The organism is Marinobacter salinisoli (assembly GCF_017301335.1).
Classification (GTDB): domain Bacteria; phylum Pseudomonadota; class Gammaproteobacteria; order Pseudomonadales; family Oleiphilaceae; genus Marinobacter; species Marinobacter salinisoli.
On sequence record NZ_CP071247.1, the window covers coordinates 152,964 to 171,213 of the forward strand.

Sequence of the window (18,250 nt, forward strand, 5' to 3'; positions counted from 1 at the left end):
AAAATCAGCCATAAACCTGATTGGGCAGCCAGGTCACGATGCCCGGAATCAGGATGCACATAAACAACCCGAAGGCCTGGATCGCCAGGAACACCAGGGAAGATTTGAAGATTGTACCCATGGAAATTTCCGGCGGACACACACCACGGATATAAAACAGCGCGTAACCAAATGGTGGACTAAGGAACGACATCTGCATATTCACCAAATAGAGCACACCGAACCAGAGCACCACATCCTCTCCGCTCACCGGCGGGAAACCCAGCAGCCCGGGGAATTCCAGGGCTTCGACAATCGGTATAAAGATAGGGACGGCCAGCAGCAGAATGCCAACCCAGTCCAGGAACATGCCCAGAATCACCAGCAGCACCATCAGCAGGAACAGGATGCCGTAGGCCGAAAGGCCGGTGCCAAGAATGGCGTCGGTGACAAACTGCTGCCCACCCTGAAGGATGTAAAAGCCGACGAACACCGAGGCACCGAACATGATCCACAGCACCATCGCCGACGCCTTGGCGGTGGTCACCGAGGCCTCACGCAGACCACTGATGGAGAACTTGCCGTGCATCAGCGCCACCACGATAGCCCCGAATGAGCCGATACCCGCAGCCTCCACCGGTGTCGCAATGCCGCCGAACAGTAGCCCGAGCACCAGGCCCACCAGAATCAGGGGGGCAATCAACCCGCGCAGCAGTATCAGTTTCTCCCGCAGGGAAATACGCTCTTCCACCGGCACCGGCGGCCCCAGCTTCGGATTGAGCCAGCTGCGCACCAACACATAGGTGATGTACAAACCAGACAACAACAGGCCTGGCAACACCGAGCCCAGGTAGAGTTCGCCCACCGATTGCTGGGCAACGACCGCGTACAGGATGGCAAGAATGGACGGCGGAATCAGAATGCCCAGGGTGCCCCCGGCCATGATCGAGCCCAGCGCGATCTTGTGGTCATACCCGCGCTTGAGCATCGCCGGCAGGGCAATAATCCCCATGGTGACAACCGCGGCACCGATAACCCCTACCATGGCGGCCAGGATGGTCGACGCCAGAATGGTTGCCGTGGCAAGGCCACCGCTCAGGCCACCCATCCACTTGTAGACCACGCTGAACATTTCCTCGATCAGGCCGGCCCGCTCCAGCATGGCGGCCATGAAGATGAACAGCGGAATAGCCGCCAGATCGGAGTTGGTCATCATTGGGAAGATCCGGCTGGGCACGATGTTCAGCATCAGCGAATCGCCCACCAGATAAATGAACATGACCCCGAGACCACCGGTCACGAAGGCCAGCGGCAACCCCATCATCAGGGCCACCGCCAGCGAGCCGAACATCAGGTAGGTCAACGGACCGATTTCAACGCCCGACAGGCTGCCCGCCAGCTTGAACAGGAATTTCTCGTCACTGAACGGGTCGTAGAAAAGAATGTTGATCAGTTCCACACAGAGCACAAACGCCATCGCCGCTGTGCCCAGAATCATTAGCCAGGTACCCAGCTTCCCCCAGAGGTTGCTGCCCGGCGCGGTTGCGAGTTCACTGCTCATGCGTTGCGCTCCTGGCCCAGTCGGTTGAAAAGAACAATGTCCTTGATCAGCTTGGAAATTCCCGCCAGCAACAGCAGCAGAGAGCCAAGCACCATCATGCCCTTAACCGGCCAGTACTGTATGCCCCAGGTCTCCACCGTGGTTTCGTTCATGGAGTAGGAGTTCTGGAAGAAGGTCCAGGAAGTAATCAGAAGGATCATGGCGAACATGAAGAAGAACAGCGAGGTAAAGATATCCATGCCGACCCGGCCGCGCACCGGCAGCAGGTTGTAAAGCACATCCACCCGAACATGGGCACCGTGCAACAGAGCAAAGCCACCTGCCAGCAGGTATTGCATACCCAGCAACAGGAAGCTGGCCTCATGCACCCAGATGGTCGGCATGTTGAACAGATACCGCATGACCACTTCGAAGAAGTAAAACACCACCGCGTTGATGGTCCAGAAAGACACAAAGACACCGGATTTCTCGCAAATCCAGTCAACCGCCCTGGTAAACCAGTTACCTTCGAAGTGAAGCGACAACAGAGGATCCTCTTCCTCTGCCTGAATTTCCGCTGGTGTCTTGTCCGGCACGCTTTCCGCGCCGCCATGACCGCTACTCCACTTGTCCCAGGCCATCATGATCAGAGGCATCACCGCCAGCCAGCCCCAATACAACCAGTGCGGCAACACAAATCCGAAGCCTTCAAGATTTGACATGTTGTTGCTACCTCAGCCACAAAAGAGGGAAGGTGGGCTGCGTCCTTCCGGAGCAGCGCCGCTCCTTCCCTATCGATTATTGTTATTGATCCGAAGGGTTATTTACCCTCCACACCCTCTAGATCAGACTCGTCGATATAACCGACGGTGTCGTTCATCATGTATTCCAGCTGCATGTCGAAAATCGCGCGGGCATCATCGTCTTTGTTTGCCCAGCGATACCAAACCGGAATGGCAGCACGACGGAACTCCTCCAGATCTTCCTGGCTCAGGCGGCTGACGGTATCGCCGGCTTCCTTGAACTTCTCCATCGCCTCAATGTTGCGCTTCTGGATGGTCAGGTAATGCTTCTGGGAGTAGTTGCGCACTTCGTCTTCCACCAGCTGCTGGAGTTTCGGATCCAGTGCTTTCCACGCCCGCAGGTTGACGGTCAGGTCCATCAGGTCCACGGGCTGGTAAATGGACATCACGCCGGGAGGCCCGAACAGAATGTAATCGGTCACCTGGGAAAAACCGAGTTCCCAGTTCACCGCCGGTCCGACGTAGTCGGCCGCATCAATGGTGCCTTTTTCCAGCGCCGGGAAGATGTCGGAACCCGGCAGGCTCACCGTGGACACACCGAATTGCTGGAACACCTCGGCCACCATGCCGCCGGGCACACGGATCTTCATGCCCTTGAGGTCAGCGAGGCTGCTAACCGGCTGCTTGGAGTGAATAATGTTGGCGTCGTGCTGAATCGGGCCAACGTAGAAGAGCCCGAACTTTTCGTAAATTTCGCGGGTTTTTTCCAGCATCCCCATGGAGTAGAACATGGTGTCCCACTGGTGGGGCTGGTCCGGGCCGGCCGGATAAGAAGACAGGAAGACCGTGGCCGGAATTTTACCCGACCAGTACAGGGTGAACGGGTTCATACCCTGCAACACACCATTGCGCACCGCATCGAACAAGGCGTTGTTGTCTGCCGCCACGGCCTTGGCCGGGAACGGCTTGAAAATCAGTTCACCACCGGACTTTTCCTCAATGCTCTGACACCATTCCTCAAACAGCTCATAGCCTACGGTGCCTGCATCCCAGACGGACTGAATTTTCCAGGTGGTCGCCGCCTGTGCCTGCCCACTGCCCAGCAGCATGGCGCCCGCCATGGACAGTCCGAGGGCCGCGGTTTTCAAAAAGCTTCGGCGAGGCGGTGCCTCCGCCTGGTCACGCGTGGTCCACGTTACTTGGTTGGGTTTCATTGCCACATCTCCGTTAGCGTTGTTTTTATCTCTGTCGGATCAACGCCGGCGCGATGCATTGCAACTGCCGACATTAGAAAGATATTCGTCATCAATCGGGTTTTCGTCCAGTCCGCCGGGCACTGGTCAGACCACTTTTTCGACGCCCGAAAATGGACGATTTCCCTGAAATCAGCCATAGTTACAGCGCTCTGGCCCGGATATAAAACAACAAAACCGGCTGACCGATGATCGAATTACTGGTCAGACCAGCACGCAACAACGGGATTTGTCATGGCTATTTCCCAGGAAATTTCTTACCGACTCGAACGGCTCATCCTTGATGGCGGACTCGCCCCGGGGCAAAAAATCCCATCGGAGCGCCAACTCTCCATGCGATTGGGTGTGTCACGCTCGGTGATTCGTGAAGCCCTGCACGAACTGCAGGGGCGCGGCGTGATTGAAACCCGGCATGGCAAAGGTTCCTTTGTGGCCAGCATGGTGCCCGAACCGGAGGAACTCGATAACCAGAGCCCGCTGATGCACCTGTATGAAGGCCACCCCCGTACCCTGTACGACCTGCTGGAAGTGAGGGAACAACTGGAGGGTCAGGCCGCCTTCCTGGCCGCCCAACGCGCCACCCGACTGGATAAGCACCGGATCACCAAGGCCTTTCAGGCGCTTGAAGCGACCGACCCTCTGAGCAACGCCCGGCCAGACCACAACTTTCACCTGGCCATTGTCGAGGCGTCCCACAACCCGGTGCTGGTGCACGTGCTCAGCGGCCTGAAGAACATGATGCTGATGACGGTTCAGGCGTCGGTCGCCAACCTTAATCCGCGGCAGGAGATGCGCGGGCAGATCGCCCGTCAGCACAAGCAACTCTATAATGCGATTCTGGCCGGGAAAGCCAACGCGGCCCAGAAAGCAGCCGTTGCTCATGTACGTTTTGTGAGCAATGCTATGAAAAAGTTGGAAATGGAAGGACGCGAAGTGATCCGAATACCCATTCCGAAAATCAGTCCGGATCAGCAACACTTGACAAGCCTCTGAGCCAATTGTGGCGCGGGATTGGCCGGAATGACGAAGCCTGTAGGGACGGGCCCTGCAGCGGGGTTCTGAAACAAAACCCTGCACAACAGGTCTTGATTTCTATTAACTCAGTCCGTAAAACATGCGGCTTTTACTGACAGCTTCAGGAGCTACCCATGGCGGACCAAGCGCCTTTGATCTGCAGGGATATTTATAAAACCTTCGACAAACTTGAAGTTTTGAAGGGCGTTTCCCTCGAAACCCGCAAAGGAGACGTTGTCTCCCTGATTGGAAGTTCGGGTTCCGGAAAAAGTACTTTCCTGCGGTGCATCAACCTACTTGAAACACCCACCTCCGGCGACATTATCGTGCACGGTGACCCAATCCGGTTCACCGAGAACCGTCGCGGAGAGCGTATCCCCGCGGACAACCGGCAGGTGGAACAAATTCGCTCGAAACTGTCCATGGTGTTCCAGAGCTTCAATCTCTGGTCTCACATGACAGTCCTGGAGAACATCATTGAAGCACCGATTAACGTGCTCAAGGTTCCCAAGAAAGAGGCGATCGAACGCGCAGAGGCCTACCTCCAGAAGGTAGGCATCTATGAGCGTAAGGACTACTACCCCGCCCAGATGTCCGGCGGTCAGCAGCAGCGTGCAGCCATTGCCCGTGCTCTCGCAATGGAGCCCGAAGTAATGCTGTTCGACGAGCCGACATCCGCCCTGGACCCTGAGCTGGTTGGTGAAGTCCTGAAGGTCATGCAGAGCCTGGCCGAGGAAGGCCGGACCATGATCGTGGTGACCCACGAAATGGCTTTTGCAAGGGATGTGTCAACGCAGGTCCTATATTTGCATCAAGGCGTGATCGAGGAACAAGGCACCCCTGACAAGGTGTTTGATAACCCGGATTCCGAACGAATGAAGCAGTTCCTTGCTCCCAAGTTCTGAGTCACGGTGCTATCTTGATCTCGAGCTTCAGTGCGAAGTTTTCATAAGAAATAAGCCGAAAAGGCAGACCACTAGGAGAAGTGACACATGAAAAAACTGTTTGTTGCAGCGAGCTGTGCCCTGGCCATGGCGGCCGGTTCGGTTCAGGCCAAAGACTGGAAGGAAGTCCGCATCGCATTCGACGTGCCTTACGCACCGTTCGAATACAAAGATGAAAACGGCGAACTGACCGGCTTCGAAGTCGAACTGGCGGAAGCCATGTGCGAAGAGATGAAAGCCGACTGCGAATTCGTTATCCAGGCTTGGGACGGCATGATTCCGGGACTGCTGGCGCGTAAGTTCGACGCCATCATGTCTTCCATGTCCATCACTCCCGAGCGTGCTGAGCGCGTTCTGTTCTCCGAGCCGTACTACAACACTCCGGGTGGCTGGTTCGGCCGCACCGACTTCGACACCGACGTAACCGACATGGATGCCATGAAGGGTAAGACCGTTGGCGTTCAGCGCGGCACCACCATGGACACCTTCGTTACTGAAGAAATGGGTGGCGTGGTCACCATCAAGCGTTACACCACCGCTGACGACATGGTTCTGGACCTCGAAGGTGAGCGTCTGGACGTGGTCTTCGTTGACTACCCGGTTGGTGAGCAGACCATCCTGAGCAAGGACGGTTTCAAGGAAGTTGGCGAGCCGGTCAAGCTGGGTGAAGGCGTGGGCGTTGCTATGCGTCAGCGCGACAAAGACCTGGCCGGCAAAGTAAACGCCGCCCTGAAGAAGCTGAAGAACGATGGCACCTACGACACCATCATGAACAAATACTTCAGTTACGATATCAAGATGTAAACCTCCAGGGGTGGCTTAGGCCACCCCTGACCTACCGGACTATTCCATGCTCGATCTGAAAGGCTATGGCCCGGCTCTATTAGAAGGGGCCATTGTTACCGTTGAACTGGCCTTCCTCTCCCTTGCCCTGGCGTTATTCATTGGCTTGATAGGTGCGTCCTCCAAGCTCTCTGGTAACCCGGTCGCGAGAGGCGTTGCAACGGCGTACACAACCCTTATCCGTGGTGTTCCCGACCTCGTCATGATGCTGCTGTTCTATTACGGCGGTCAGGTGGCGGTGAACAACCTGTCGGATTTCCTCTGGGACGCCTACGAGATTGATTTCTTTTTCCAGTTCAATCCGTTTATTTCCGGCGTTGTCACCATTGGCCTGATCTTTGGCGCCTACATGACCGAGACCTTCCGCGGTGCTTTCCTGGCGGTCGACAAGGGCCAGATTGAAGCGGCCAAGGCGTACGGATTTAGCCGCTGGCACACCTTCCGGCGGATCATGTTCCCGCAGATGCTGCGCCACGCCCTCCCCGGCCTGGGCAACAACTGGCAGGTACTGCTGAAAACCACGGCACTGGTATCGATTATTGGCCTGACCGACATGGTTCGGGTTGCCGAGGAAGCGGCCAAGGCCGAGCGCATGCCGTTCCACTTTTTCATTCCTGTGGCGGCCGTATACCTGCTGCTGACAGCCGGCTCTGAGCTGTTCATCAAGTGGCTCGACAAGCGCGCGAATGCCGGCGTGGTTAAAGGGGGATAAGACGTGCCTGAATTTATTGCCGAGTGGCTGAATCAAAACGAAATTTTCACGGCCATGACCATGATGGAATACTGGAATGGTCTGGTCAGTACTGTACAGTTGGTGTTCCTGTCCCTGCTGATTGGTCTGGTGATGGCCGTCCCGCTGGCCATCATGCGCACCAGCAAGAACCCGATGGTTTCCGGCCCGGTCTGGCTCTATACCTACATCTTCCGTGGGACACCGCTGCTGATCCAGCTGTACATCATCTACTACGGTATTGCGCAGATCCCGGGCATTCAGGAAACCTTCTGGTGGGACATCTTCAAGGAGCCGTTCTACCCGGCCTTGCTGGCCTTCACCCTGAATACCGCCGCGTACACCACTGAGATCATTCGCGGTGCCATCAACGCCACCCCCAATGGCGAAATCGAAGCCGCCAAGGCCTACGGCATGAGCTGGTTCATGCGCATGCGCCGAATCATTCTGCCAAGCGCAGCCCGGCGGGCTGTTCAGGCCTATTCCAACGAGGTCATCTTCATGCTGCACTCCAGTGCGATTGCCAGCGTGGTGACCATTGTCGACCTGACCGGTGCGGCGCGGAACATTTACTCCCGCTTCTACGCCCCGTTCGACGCCTTTATCTGTGTGGCGCTGATTTACATGGTGCTCACCTTCATGCTGGTCTTTGCCTTCCGCAAGCTGGAGAACCACCTCCTCCGGCACCAGCGGCCCGTAGGAGGCTCCTGAGGGAGCCCCCAATCGGGTGTATTCCCGGGCAGGCAGGGTGTTGCCGCCCGGGACAACTCTTCCTTTTACGGGTGCCAGCACCCGACTCCCGACGCACTTCGTATTGAACCCTCAGGCAAGCAACACCCTGCTATCCTTTCGATCATGACGGGGATGCAACATGACGATTGATCACACCCTTTTTGACGCCGCTTCCGACTGGCTCGAACATACCCTCGAGCATGCTGCGAAAGACGTCTCGGAAACCCACACGCAACTGGCCGACGGCACCCGGATTACCCGCAAGGCCCTGGGCGTGCTGGAAGTCACTCCACCCGCGGACCGGCCAAATCCCAATGCCGAAACCCTGATCATTTCCGCAGGCGTGCACGGCAACGAAACCGCACCGATTGAAGTGCTGAACGGGCTGGTCAACGAATTGCTGAACGGGGAATGGCACGCGGCCTGCCCGATGCTGCTGATTCTGGGCAACCCGGCGGCGATGATCAAAGGCGACCGGTTCGTGGACGCCAACATGAACCGGCTGTTCCACGGCGCCCACCGCAAGGCGGAATATCAGGGCCTGCCCGAGGCTGTCCGGGCGCAGCAACTGGAAGAATTCTGCCGCGACTTCGCCGGTCGCTACACCGGCGCCCTGAATCACTACGATTTGCACACAGCGATACGTCCGTCCCAGCGTGAAAAGTTCGCGCTGTACCCGTTTGTAGAGGGGCGACAGGTGCCTGCCGATCAGTGTGATTTTCTGCTGGAAGCGGATGTCGAAACCCTGCTGCTGCAGCACAAGGAAGGCACGACGTTCTCGTCTTTCTCCTCATCGGAGCTGGGCGCGGAAAGCTTTACCATTGAGCTGGGCAAGGTCAGACCCTTCGGCCAGAACGATCTGAGCCGGTTCACCGGAATCCGGGACGCCCTGCGCCGGCGCTTCCGGGGCCACCCTGCCCCGGCCCAAGCCTCGGACCGGATCACGGTGTTCAAGGTGGTTTACGAGATTCTCAATACCGGCGACAGCTTTGAGTTCCATATCCCCGACGACGTGGCCAACTTCACCGCATATGGCACCGGAGAGGTCATCTGGGAGGACAAAGACACCCGCTACACCGTGGGCGACATTCCCGAATCGATTGTGTTTCCGAACCGCCAGGTGCCGGTCGGGCAACGGGTCGGTCTGCTGATCAGGCCCCTGCAGCGCGACGAGGCCTGATCAGTCTCCGGCTCAGGCCGGGGCGTTCACCGGCTCGGCAACGCCGGCGCGAATGACCTTGCTGCAAATCGCAGGGACCATCAGCAGGGTCAGAACCGTGGACGCCAACAGGCCGGAAATAATCGCCCAGGCCATGGGCGGCCAGAGCGTGGAGCTGGAAAACGCCAGCGGCAAGAGCCCCGCTACCGTGGTCGCGGTGGTCAGCAGAATGGGCCGGGTACGCTGCTCAACCGCCAGACGCACCGCGTTGCTGATGTCCTCACCGGCTTTCAGCTGTCGGTCCATGACATCCAGCAGCACGATGGCGTTGTTCACCACGATACCCACCAGCGCAATCACCCCCAGCATCGACTGGAAGCCGAAAGGCGAACCCGACAGCACCAGCCCGGGGATGATACCCACGGCGGCCAGTGGCACCGTCAGCAGAATGATTCCGACCCGGCGGAACGAGTTGAACTGCAGCAGCAGGAAGAACAGCAGCAACAGCACACCGATCGGCGCCGCAGTCAGCAGCGCCAGATTGGCATCCCCCGACCCTTCGGCATCACCGCCCATCTCGATTCGGGCACCCTCCGGCAACGGGTTGGCTTCCAACTCACGATACAACCCGTCCAGAACCTGACTGAAGCTGTAACCGGTCAGCAGGTTGGACGTGACGGTATTGGTGCGCACCCCGTTGCGCAGGTACCGGGCGGCGGGCTCCCACCGGGTTTCCACCGAAGCAATGGCGGACAGCGGCACCGCATCGCCGCGGTCATTGTAGATGTTCACAGACAGCAAGCGGGACAGTGACAGCGCCGTGCCCTCCCGGGAGCGCAGCACCAGCGGAATCGGGTCGGCCTCTTGCCGGTAGCGCTCAGCGACCACACCAAAACTCTGGCCGTACAGGCTCTGGGCCACATCCGCCCGGGTCAGGCCGTAGCGGGCCGCCGAGGCATCATCCACGTTGATGGCGATACTGGGCACCCCCAGATCCAGATCGTGCCGGACATCCACGGTGCCGCGCACGTCCCGCAGGATCGAGAACACCTGTTCCACCGCCTGAGTCCGAAGCGCATCGTCCGGATGGTAAACCCGCACCGCCACCGGCGCCGCCCTGGGCGGCCCCTGACCGAGAATGCCCACGGTCACATCCAGCTCCGGCATCTGCTCTTTCACATGCGCCCGCACCCAGCGAACCATGTCGGTGGTGTCTTCCAGCGCCGGGGTGCGAATAACCAGGCGCGCCCGATTCGGTGCCTGGGGCGCGCGCTGCAGGTTGTAGTAAAACGCCGGCCCGGCGTACCCGACAAACCGGTGCACCTCCAGCGCATCGGGCCGGGTGCGGACGGCCCGTTCCAGATCCGCCGCCACCTCGGCCGTGCGCGCCTGATCCGTGCCTTCCGGCAGGTACATTTCAACAATTACTCGGGGGCGGTCGGCGTTGGGGAAAAACTGCTTCGCCATAAACGGCGTCATGGCAAGGCTGAGGGCCACCAGCAAGGTACCGCCAGCGATCAGCCGGCCGGGGTAGCGGGACACCAGGCGACCCAGGGCGCCGGCAAGCCCGATCAGCCGGTCCGGGCGGGTATGGCCGCGGGGTTTCAGGAACCGCGCCGCCAGCAGCGGGACCACCGAAATCGCCAGCAGGTAACTGACGGACAGGGTGAGCATGATCATCACCGGAATGCCCCGGGTGAAGTCAGCCGTTCCGCCCTTGGACAGCAGCAGCGGCGCAAACGCCGCCAGGGTGGTGCCGGTAGACGCCCCGAGCGGGCCCGCCAGCTCCGAAATCGCACTGCGCATCGCATCAAGGCGAGCCAGGCCGGCTTCCAGGTGGCCCTGAATGTTTTCGATGATGACAATGGCGTTGTCGATCAGAATGCCCAGGGATATGACCATGCCGATCACCGCAATCTGGTGTAACACCCCACCGCCCAGGTCATACAGGCCGACACTGATCATCGCCACCATGGGAAGAATGGAGGCCACCAGCAACCCCATGCGAATGCCCATGCCGGTGAAAACCACCGCCACGATAATCAGGACCGAAAACAGCAGGCTCCAGGCGAGGTTCACCAGGCGATCCTCCACCTTGTCCGGCTGGAAAAACATTTCGCGAATGTCGTAGGGTTGAAACTCCGGCCGGATCAGGTCAAGCCGCTCCCGAATCCGTTTGCCAAACCGGATGGCATCGGTGCTGCCCTCTTCCATGATGATGCTGACCAGCACCACCCGCTCGCCGTCGTACCAGGTTTCCGGCTGTCGGGGTTCGGCCGGTCCCCGCCAGACTTCGGCGGCGGCCGCCAGGGGCACCTGCGAGCCGTCCGGCAGCTCAATTGGCGTGGCGCGGATCGCATCAATGTCGGCAAATTCGCTGTTTGGCAGCACCGAGAGCCGGCGCCCGTCCACCACCACGAAGCCGCCGGGAATGGTCTGATTCCGGCGCGCCAGGGTTTCCATCACCCGCGACGGAGCAATCCCCAGCCGATACAGGGCGGCATCGTCCAGCGCCAGGGTAATCTGTTCGTCGGCATCGCCTTCCAGTTCGATTCTGGAAACACCCTCAACATCCAGCAGGTTCTGCTTCACGCGCTCGGCCACGTCCGACAACGCCGTAACCGAAGACGCGCCGCTGACCGCCAGAACAATGGCGGGAATATCAATCAAGCGGTCGTCCAGACGCATGGCACCGACGTCATCCGGAATGTCCTGCCGTGCACGCTCCATCGCCTGGCGCACCCGGTCCCAGGCCGAGTCGGTGTCGTAGATGTCGTCATGCAGATTAATGCGCATCAGAGCCACCCCGGTACGGGCGGTTCCGGAGGCGAAGTCCACCTCTTCCACCTGACGCAATTCATCGGCCAGGGGCGCCAGCACAAGGCGTTCAACCGCATCGGCACTGGCACCAGGGTAATTGACGTAAACCATACCGGCCCGGTAGGGAAAGGACGGGTCTTCCTGCCGGGGCATGGTGACGTAAGCGGCAATCCCCAGCAGGCAGAGCATGGTGACCACCATACCCAGCAGGCGCTGGCACCCCATCAGATAACGAATCATCAGCGCACCTCCACCCGGTCCCCATCGGTCAGACGGGTCATCCCGGCGAACACCACCTGATCGCCAGGTTGCAGGTGGTCAGAACGCACGACCGCCCGCTCACCGATAATCCGGTCCACGGTCACCGGCACCCGATCGGCCTGAGCGTCCCGGACCCGGAACACCCCCATACCATCAGCCGTGCGCATCACCGACACCAGCGGCACGGTCATCGCCGAGGCGCGTGTCGGGGTAATGCCAACCTCGACCGGCTCACCCGGCTCCAGCGTGTTGACCGGCAGACTCACCAGCACGGGGTGCAGCTCGCCACGAATCGCCCCGGCCTGGGCGATTTCCACCACCGAACCTGTCTGCACCGGCCGGCTGCGATCCTGAACCGACCAGACCGACAGCGCCTGGCCAAGCTCTACATGGCCCAGCAGATAGGCCGGCACACGAACCTCCACTTCCCGGCCCTCCGGCGAGGACAGGCGCATGACCGGCTGGCCGGCAGCGACAAATTCGTCCGGTTCCACCAGCAGCGCCTCGACCCGGCCCGCAAACGGTGCGCGCAAGGTGCTCTCGTCCAACAGCTGGGTTGCCTCGGCCAGTGCCGCCCGGGCCGTTGCCACGCTGGCTTTCAAGCCATCGCGCCGGGCGGCGAGCTGTTCCAGACTCTGCTCCGACACCACCCCGCGCTCATGCAAGCGGTTTGAACGCAGCCACTCCCGTTGCGCCTGCTCGTATTGGGTGTTCAGTTCCGCCAGCCTGGCCCTGGCCGAATCCCGCGCCGGTGCCAGCGCCGGGTTGTAGACACGGGCCAGTACATCGCCAGCAGCAACTAGCTGCCCCAACTCGACCGAGCGCTCACTGAGTCGGCCACTGACCTGAAAGGTCAGCGTTGCCCGCTGGGTGGCGCGGACAATGCCGGAAAACCGGAGCGGCAACCCGACGGACTCCCCACCGGTGACGTCGGCAACCCGGACACTGACCGGGTCAGGGGCGGCATCGGAACTCACATCGCCGGCTTTGCAGCCGGCAACAATCAAGGCAAAAGCAATCACAACTGCGGTGGCGGGAAAACTGGCGTGCGGCTTCATGGCTGGTCCTTTCGTCCATGCTCTGTCTGGTTACGGATGCCCGCTCCATCAGACATCCGGTACATTAATTCGACATAATGTCACTTGTTGACACTTTGTCAATGATCAGGTTTTAATCGTTTCAACTAAAATTCTGAAGGTCGAGCCAACCGGACACGCCCATGAGCAATTCTCTGCAAACCCGACGCGAGCGCGAAAAACAGGCGCGCCACGATGCCATCCTGGACGCAGCCGAGCAGGTGTTTTCCGATAAGGGGTACGACCGAGCATCGATGGACGACATTGCCCGCACAGCCAACCTCAGCCGGGCTCTGCTGTACGTTTACTTCAAGGACAAGGCAGCAATACAAAGGGGCATCATGCTCAGGGCCGGACACAGCCTGTTCCGGCGTTTTGAACAGGCACGCCAGACCGCCGATAACGGCCTGGCGCAGATTCGGGCGATTGGGGAATCCTACTATCGCTTTTATCAGGAGCAGCCGGATTACTTCTCGGCGCTGACCAAGGCCTCGACCGCTATGGCAGAGGCAGACGAACGCCAGACCGAGGAAATGCTGTGCTCCAAGTCAGACCTGATGGCACTGATGGCGGGGGCAATTGAACTGGGACTTGAGGACGGCACCGTGAACCGGGACCGGATCACCGACCCCATCCAGACCGCCCTCTACCTGCGCGGCGCCCTGCACGGGGTCATCCTGCTTTGCCAGTCGGAAGTGGGTGAAGGCAATCCGGCCTTTCCGGCCGAACAGCTGATCCGCCACACCATGGATATGCTGACGTCGTCCATTTCCGCCTGAGCGACCGACAACGTGTCGCCAGCCCTTGGGTAAGGCAGCTCAGAGTTTTGGTGGTGTCAGTGCGGACACCAGCACGCAGGTTTCATCAAACGGGTTGCGGAAACGATGCGGGCGCGTGGTGTCAAAGTAGTAACCATCGCCGGGCTCCAGCACGTAATCCACGCCGTCGATGGTCAGTTCCAGCTTTCCGTGGATGATCAGTCCGGCTTCTTCGCCTTCGTGTTCAAAAAACTCACGCCCGGTATCGGAACCCGGCGGATAGCGCTCTTCCATGAATGCCATTTTCCGGTTCGGGAAACTGTTTCCCACCACCTTCCAGAGAATGCCGGCTTCGGCATCGATTGCCTGCATTTCATCGCTTCGATACACCACCGGCGTCGATGGGTGCTCGGCTTCCTCGGTCATAAAGAAATCGAGCAGCGATATGGGAATGCCCGACAATATTTTTTTCAGCGAGCCCACACTCGGTGAGACCTTGTTCTTTTCGATCATGGAGATCATCGAGTTGGTGACACCAGATCGTTTGGCCAGCTCTCGCTGCGAAAGCCCGGCAGCTTGGCGCACTGCGCGTAGCTGGCTACCTACATCATCCAAGGGCCTGCTCCTTTCCCGTTCTTGAAGTGAAAGTTAATCTTTTGGCGCGATTTCAATTGACCAAAATCGTGAACACACGTCAATAATAATTAACAATTATACCTTGTTATCCCCTATAGCTTTGTTAAGCTCGTTCAAAATATTAACCGCTGATTATAGTAAATAAACGGTCTAGAAATGATGCTGAACCCCAAAACCCATCGCCCTACCTACCCTGACTCCTACTACGCCGCCACGAAAAACCTGAACCTCAACCTGTCCGGATTGACCGGGGACATTGAGACAGAAATCTGTGTGATCGGCGGCGGGTTCAGCGGTGTCAATGCGGCCCTGGAGCTGTCCGAGCGCGGTCACAAGGTTGTCCTGCTGGAAGCCTATCAGATTGGCTGGGGCGCGACCGGGCGCAACGGCGGACAGGTGATCCGGGGTATCGGCGAAGACGTCGACAAGTTCGAAAACGAGATCGGACAGTCCGGCGTCGAGTCCATCAAGAAGATGGGGCTGGAAGCCGTCGACATCGTTCGCGAGCGCGTCAAACGCTACAACATCGAGTGCGATCTGGTCATGGGCTATTGCGATGTGGCCCACAAGCCGCGTCAGCTAAAAGCCCTGGAAGAGGACAAGGCCTGGCTCGAGAGCATGGGCTATGACCACGAAGTGCGCATGGTAGCCGCCGACGAGATGCACACCATCGTCGGCTCCGATAACTACATTGGTGGATTGGTGGACATGGGCAGCGGCCACCTGCACCCGCTGAACCTGGTGCTCGGCGAAGCGAAGGCGGCGATCGACTGCGGTGCTCAATTATTTGAACAGTCCGCCGTCACCGATATTGAGTACGGCCCCACCGTCCACGTCAAAACCGCCAATGGTTCGGTTCGCTGCGACAAACTGATTATCTGCGGCAACGCCCACGTCGCCGGCCTGAACCCCAAGCTTGAAGGCAAGGTTCTGCCCGCCGGCAGCTACGTGATTGCGACCGAGTCATTACCCGAGGATCTGGCCCGCAAACTGCTGCCGCAGAACATGGGCGTCTGCGACCAGCGGGTCGCGCTGGACTATTACCGCCTCAGTGCCGACAACCGCCTGATCTTCGGCGGCCTGTGCAACTATTCCGGCCGCGATCCGGCGTCCATTGTTGGCGCTCTGAAACCGAACATGGACAAGGTATTTCCGTACCTGAAAGACATCAAGGTCGACTACCAGTGGGGGGGCATGATCGGCATCGGGGCCAACCGTATGCCGCAGATCGGCCGCCTGATGGAAAACGTCTACTTTGCCCAGGCCTATTCCGGCCACGGCATCAACGCCACGCACATGGCAGCGCGGGTGATTGCCGAGCACATTGAGGGTGAGTCTGACCGGATGCTGACGTTTGAACGCATCCACCACATGCGCTTCCCCGGAGGCCGACGATTCCGCTCACCGCTGCTGGCTGTGGGAATGCTGTATCACCGGGCGAAGGACCTGGTCTGACACCAATCAACTACCGGGGCCAACGGGTTATCGAAGCTGGCTGTCCTTACTGCCTCTGCGATTGATACCGCCGGCGCGAGAATCCTGCTTTTCCTGTTCCGACTGACAGCCAATGCACAGCCGGACACCGGGAATCGCCTTGCGCCGGGCCTCTGGAATCGGGGCGTCGCACTCATCGCAGTTCGCGGCGCTCTCGCCTCCGGCCAGCTGGCTGCGAGCGCGCTCAATCTCGTCTGCAACGCTGGCATCAATCTGCTCCTGAACCGCACCATCCCGTGACCATCCACCTGCCATAGCCCCACCCCACAATCTGGATAACTGAATCCATTACACGGTAGCATCCGAGTGCGGACACCCCAAGACAGATGGCCGATGCCCCATGAGGAGACACTATGTCGTACACCAGCCAATATACCCCCGAAACGCTGAGCCGTGAGGAGCTGAACCAGAGCGCAGGGCCCATGGTGATCGAATTCGGCACCAACTGGTGCGGCATCTGCCGGGGCGCTCAGGCGGCCATCAAGACGGCAATGGACAACCACCCGGACATTCCGCACGTGAAGGTTGAAGATGGCAAAGGCCGCCGATTGGGGCGCACGTTTGGCGTGAAGAACTGGCCGTCTCTGATATTTTTGAAAAACGGTGAAGAAATGGCGCGGGTCGTGCGCCCGGAAACAAGCCGCGACATCGACGCTGCCCTGCAAAAAATCCGATAGGGCCGGTGGCCATTACGGGCCTGCGGAGGACACACCAGAAACGCCCGCAGCAAGGTTGTGTTAGGCCCCGGCTGCGAATGCCTCATGGTAGGAAACCGTGCCGACGGGGCATTGTCCGCAGAGTTTCAAGGCCAGAAAGTATTGTGCCGGGGCTCCGGGGAATACAAGACCTGGAACCCGGGCGAAGCCGAATTTTCCGTAATAGCCTGGATCGCCCAACAACACACACCCGCTCACGCCAGCCTGCTGCAACTCATCGAGTGTTTCCCGCATCAGCAAGGTGCCGACGCCCTGACATTGGCACTCGGGCAACACTGACATAGGCCCCAGCCCATACCAGCCTTGAGCGCCATCAGAAATCTGCACCGGTGAAACGGCGACGTGGCCAACCACCATTCCAGCGCTTTCCGCCACAAGGGAGAGTGACAAGGCATCCGCCTGCCGCAGTGCACTCACAATGCCCGCCTCGTTGTTGTACCCGTAAGGCGATGCCGCGAACGCGGCCTCAGTTACCGCCCGTATCTTCCCGGCATCTCCCGCGTTTTCTGGCCTGATCGTTACGTTCATGCGCGGATTTTCATTAACAGCGCTGGCGGTAAGAGCCAGCGGAGTGGGGAAAGTCCAATCATAGGTCAGGAGTGTCCACTAAAGAGGTGCAAGATCAGCGCCCTGATAAGGGCGTCCGATAGAGGGCCGTCGGCCCGGAACCACCTTCATGGCCTTTTTATATTTACGATTTATCGAATAGCCACGGTATACAAATGAAGAAAATGAAATAGCCGCTACCGACTAAAAGGCCAAGACCTATAGCTATACCCAAAAGCCCTAGGGTGAAAAGGCCCACAATATAACCGATAAAAAACCCTACCAAACCACCGAGCAGATGCAAAAAGTTGAAAGACCCATCAGGCACAGCGTTGTAGCCTAGGTATGCGAAAATTATCGCAGCAATAGCCGCACACATTGCATTAGCGGGATTTTCAGCCAATTCGTCAATAATCAAAACAAGGTCCCTTTCTCTTAAAAAATATAACGCATAAAGCAGCGGTGCATTTATACGTCCGCTCCCTTTACTTGTCAGCCGTGTTGATTAACTTTCCATTGATGACAGTATTTTCACGGGCATGGCCACATAGCGCTTAGCGCCTTGATCTATCCCATGGCTATCTGCCCAATTGCCATCCCAAATTTCTACCATTTTTAGCGGGTCGTTATACTCACATGGAAATTTCAGGAAATTATATATTTCTACAACAGATTGAATAGCAAGACCCAAAGAATCAGGCCCTTGCACGCGCTGCCGCGGGATATACGCAGATTGTCGTTTTCGCGCGCGCTCATGGTGCGCTCATCCCGAACTCCCTTGCCAGCACTATTCCATAACTTTCATAGACTTGTAAGCCCTGAAGCGTCCAGTTAACGAAGTTTTGCGACAGTTGTCGTTGATCTCCGGGAGGTGACCCTGCCCAACGACAGGCCCGGAGCCCGGCCCACTCTATGATGGGAATCACGCGCATTGGCCGCAGGCCGAAATACCCGCAGCAAAAACGACAAAAGCCCCATGTGCGATGCATCACGGGGCTTTCGGTCA

18 protein-coding genes are annotated in these 18,250 nt (G+C 58.8%); 9 read left to right on the forward strand and 9 right to left on the reverse strand.

Features of this window, described 5'->3' with window-relative positions; all coding sequences use genetic code 11:
* Positions 1 to 4 precede the first annotated feature (4 nt).
* The 3 genes from LPB19_RS00745 to dctP form a co-directional block, all read right to left on the reverse strand.
* Entirely contained in the window at positions 5 to 1,540 is a 1,536-nt protein-coding gene (locus LPB19_RS00745) for a TRAP transporter large permease (protein WP_206644192.1), read from the reverse strand.
* Positions 1,537 to 2,241 (reverse strand): TRAP transporter small permease subunit, encoded by a 705-nt coding sequence (locus LPB19_RS00750; RefSeq protein ID WP_206644193.1) that lies wholly within the window; start codon positions 2,239 to 2,241, stop codon positions 1,537 to 1,539. The genes LPB19_RS00745 and LPB19_RS00750 overlap by 4 nt, the downstream gene beginning before the upstream one ends.
* A gap of 98 nt (positions 2,242 to 2,339) precedes the next feature.
* A complete protein-coding gene (gene dctP, locus LPB19_RS00755; RefSeq protein ID WP_206644194.1) occupies positions 2,340 to 3,476 on the reverse strand; it encodes a TRAP transporter substrate-binding protein DctP in 1,137 nt (378 codons plus the stop codon).
* A 273-nt stretch (positions 3,477 to 3,749) separates the two neighbouring features.
* On the opposite strand from dctP, the gene LPB19_RS00760 reads away from it, so the two are divergent.
* The 6 genes from LPB19_RS00760 (at position 3,750) to astE (ending at position 8,958) form a co-directional block, all read left to right on the forward strand.
* A complete protein-coding gene (locus tag LPB19_RS00760; protein WP_206644195.1) occupies positions 3,750 to 4,508 on the forward strand; it encodes an FCD domain-containing protein in 759 nt (252 codons plus the stop codon).
* Positions 4,509 to 4,663: 155 nt separating this feature from the next.
* Entirely contained in the window at positions 4,664 to 5,434 is a 771-nt protein-coding gene (locus LPB19_RS00765; protein WP_206644196.1) for an ABC transporter ATP-binding protein, read from the forward strand.
* An 87-nt stretch (positions 5,435 to 5,521) separates the two neighbouring features.
* Entirely contained in the window at positions 5,522 to 6,277 is a 756-nt protein-coding gene (locus tag LPB19_RS00770) for a transporter substrate-binding domain-containing protein (protein WP_206644197.1), read from the forward strand.
* A 46-nt stretch (positions 6,278 to 6,323) separates the two neighbouring features.
* Complete coding sequence (locus LPB19_RS00775; RefSeq protein ID WP_206644198.1) at positions 6,324 to 7,028, forward strand: ABC transporter permease; 705 nt, start codon at positions 6,324 to 6,326, stop codon at positions 7,026 to 7,028.
* A 3-nt stretch (positions 7,029 to 7,031) separates the two neighbouring features.
* Positions 7,032 to 7,757, forward strand: a complete 726-nt coding sequence (locus LPB19_RS00780) for an ABC transporter permease (protein WP_206644199.1) — start codon at positions 7,032 to 7,034, stop codon at positions 7,755 to 7,757.
* A 160-nt stretch (positions 7,758 to 7,917) separates the two neighbouring features.
* Positions 7,918 to 8,958, forward strand: coding sequence for a succinylglutamate desuccinylase (gene astE / locus LPB19_RS00785; protein WP_206644200.1), 1,041 nt, complete (start codon positions 7,918 to 7,920; stop codon positions 8,956 to 8,958).
* Between the two features lie 12 nt (positions 8,959 to 8,970).
* Here the strand turns inward: astE and LPB19_RS00790 are convergent, their stop codons facing one another.
* Positions 8,971 to 11,997, reverse strand: coding sequence for an efflux RND transporter permease subunit (locus LPB19_RS00790; RefSeq protein WP_206644201.1), 3,027 nt, complete (start codon positions 11,995 to 11,997; stop codon positions 8,971 to 8,973).
* Positions 11,997 to 13,076 carry an efflux RND transporter periplasmic adaptor subunit gene (locus LPB19_RS00795; RefSeq protein ID WP_206644202.1) on the reverse strand — a complete coding sequence of 360 codons (1,080 nt, stop codon included), beginning with the start codon at positions 13,074 to 13,076 and terminating at the stop codon, positions 11,997 to 11,999. The genes LPB19_RS00790 and LPB19_RS00795 overlap by 1 nt, the downstream gene beginning before the upstream one ends.
* Before the next feature lie 161 nt (positions 13,077 to 13,237).
* Here LPB19_RS00795 and LPB19_RS00800 point away from each other — a divergent pair, with 161 nt between their 5' ends.
* On the forward strand, positions 13,238 to 13,873 hold the full coding sequence (locus tag LPB19_RS00800; RefSeq protein ID WP_206644203.1) for a TetR/AcrR family transcriptional regulator: 636 nt from the start codon (positions 13,238 to 13,240) through the stop codon (positions 13,871 to 13,873).
* A 39-nt stretch (positions 13,874 to 13,912) separates the two neighbouring features.
* Here the strand turns inward: LPB19_RS00800 and LPB19_RS00805 are convergent, their stop codons facing one another.
* Entirely contained in the window at positions 13,913 to 14,467 is a 555-nt protein-coding gene (locus LPB19_RS00805) for a cupin domain-containing protein (RefSeq protein ID WP_228289161.1), read from the reverse strand.
* 183 nt (positions 14,468 to 14,650) lie between these two features.
* Between LPB19_RS00805 and LPB19_RS00810 the strand changes: the two genes are divergently transcribed.
* Entirely contained in the window at positions 14,651 to 15,943 is a 1,293-nt protein-coding gene (locus LPB19_RS00810; RefSeq protein WP_407943967.1) for an NAD(P)/FAD-dependent oxidoreductase, read from the forward strand.
* A gap of 27 nt (positions 15,944 to 15,970) precedes the next feature.
* Here LPB19_RS00810 and LPB19_RS00815 read toward each other — a convergent pair whose 3' ends face one another.
* Positions 15,971 to 16,237: a DksA/TraR family C4-type zinc finger protein gene (locus LPB19_RS00815; protein WP_206644205.1), complete on the reverse strand. Its 267-nt coding sequence runs from the start codon at positions 16,235 to 16,237 to the stop codon at positions 15,971 to 15,973.
* Between the two features lie 98 nt (positions 16,238 to 16,335).
* Here LPB19_RS00815 and LPB19_RS00820 point away from each other — a divergent pair, with 98 nt between their 5' ends.
* Complete coding sequence (locus tag LPB19_RS00820; RefSeq protein WP_206644206.1) at positions 16,336 to 16,659, forward strand: thioredoxin family protein; 324 nt, start codon at positions 16,336 to 16,338, stop codon at positions 16,657 to 16,659.
* A gap of 60 nt (positions 16,660 to 16,719) precedes the next feature.
* Here LPB19_RS00820 and LPB19_RS00825 read toward each other — a convergent pair whose 3' ends face one another.
* The gene (locus tag LPB19_RS00825; protein WP_206644207.1) at positions 16,720 to 17,226 is read right to left on the reverse strand and encodes a GNAT family N-acetyltransferase; all 507 of its coding nucleotides are present in this window, start codon (positions 17,224 to 17,226) and stop codon (positions 16,720 to 16,722) included.
* A 163-nt stretch (positions 17,227 to 17,389) separates the two neighbouring features.
* Positions 17,390 to 17,662 carry a hypothetical protein gene (locus tag LPB19_RS00830; RefSeq protein ID WP_206644208.1) on the reverse strand — a complete coding sequence of 91 codons (273 nt, stop codon included), beginning with the start codon at positions 17,660 to 17,662 and terminating at the stop codon, positions 17,390 to 17,392.
* Between the last annotated feature and the right edge of the window lie 588 nt (positions 17,663 to 18,250).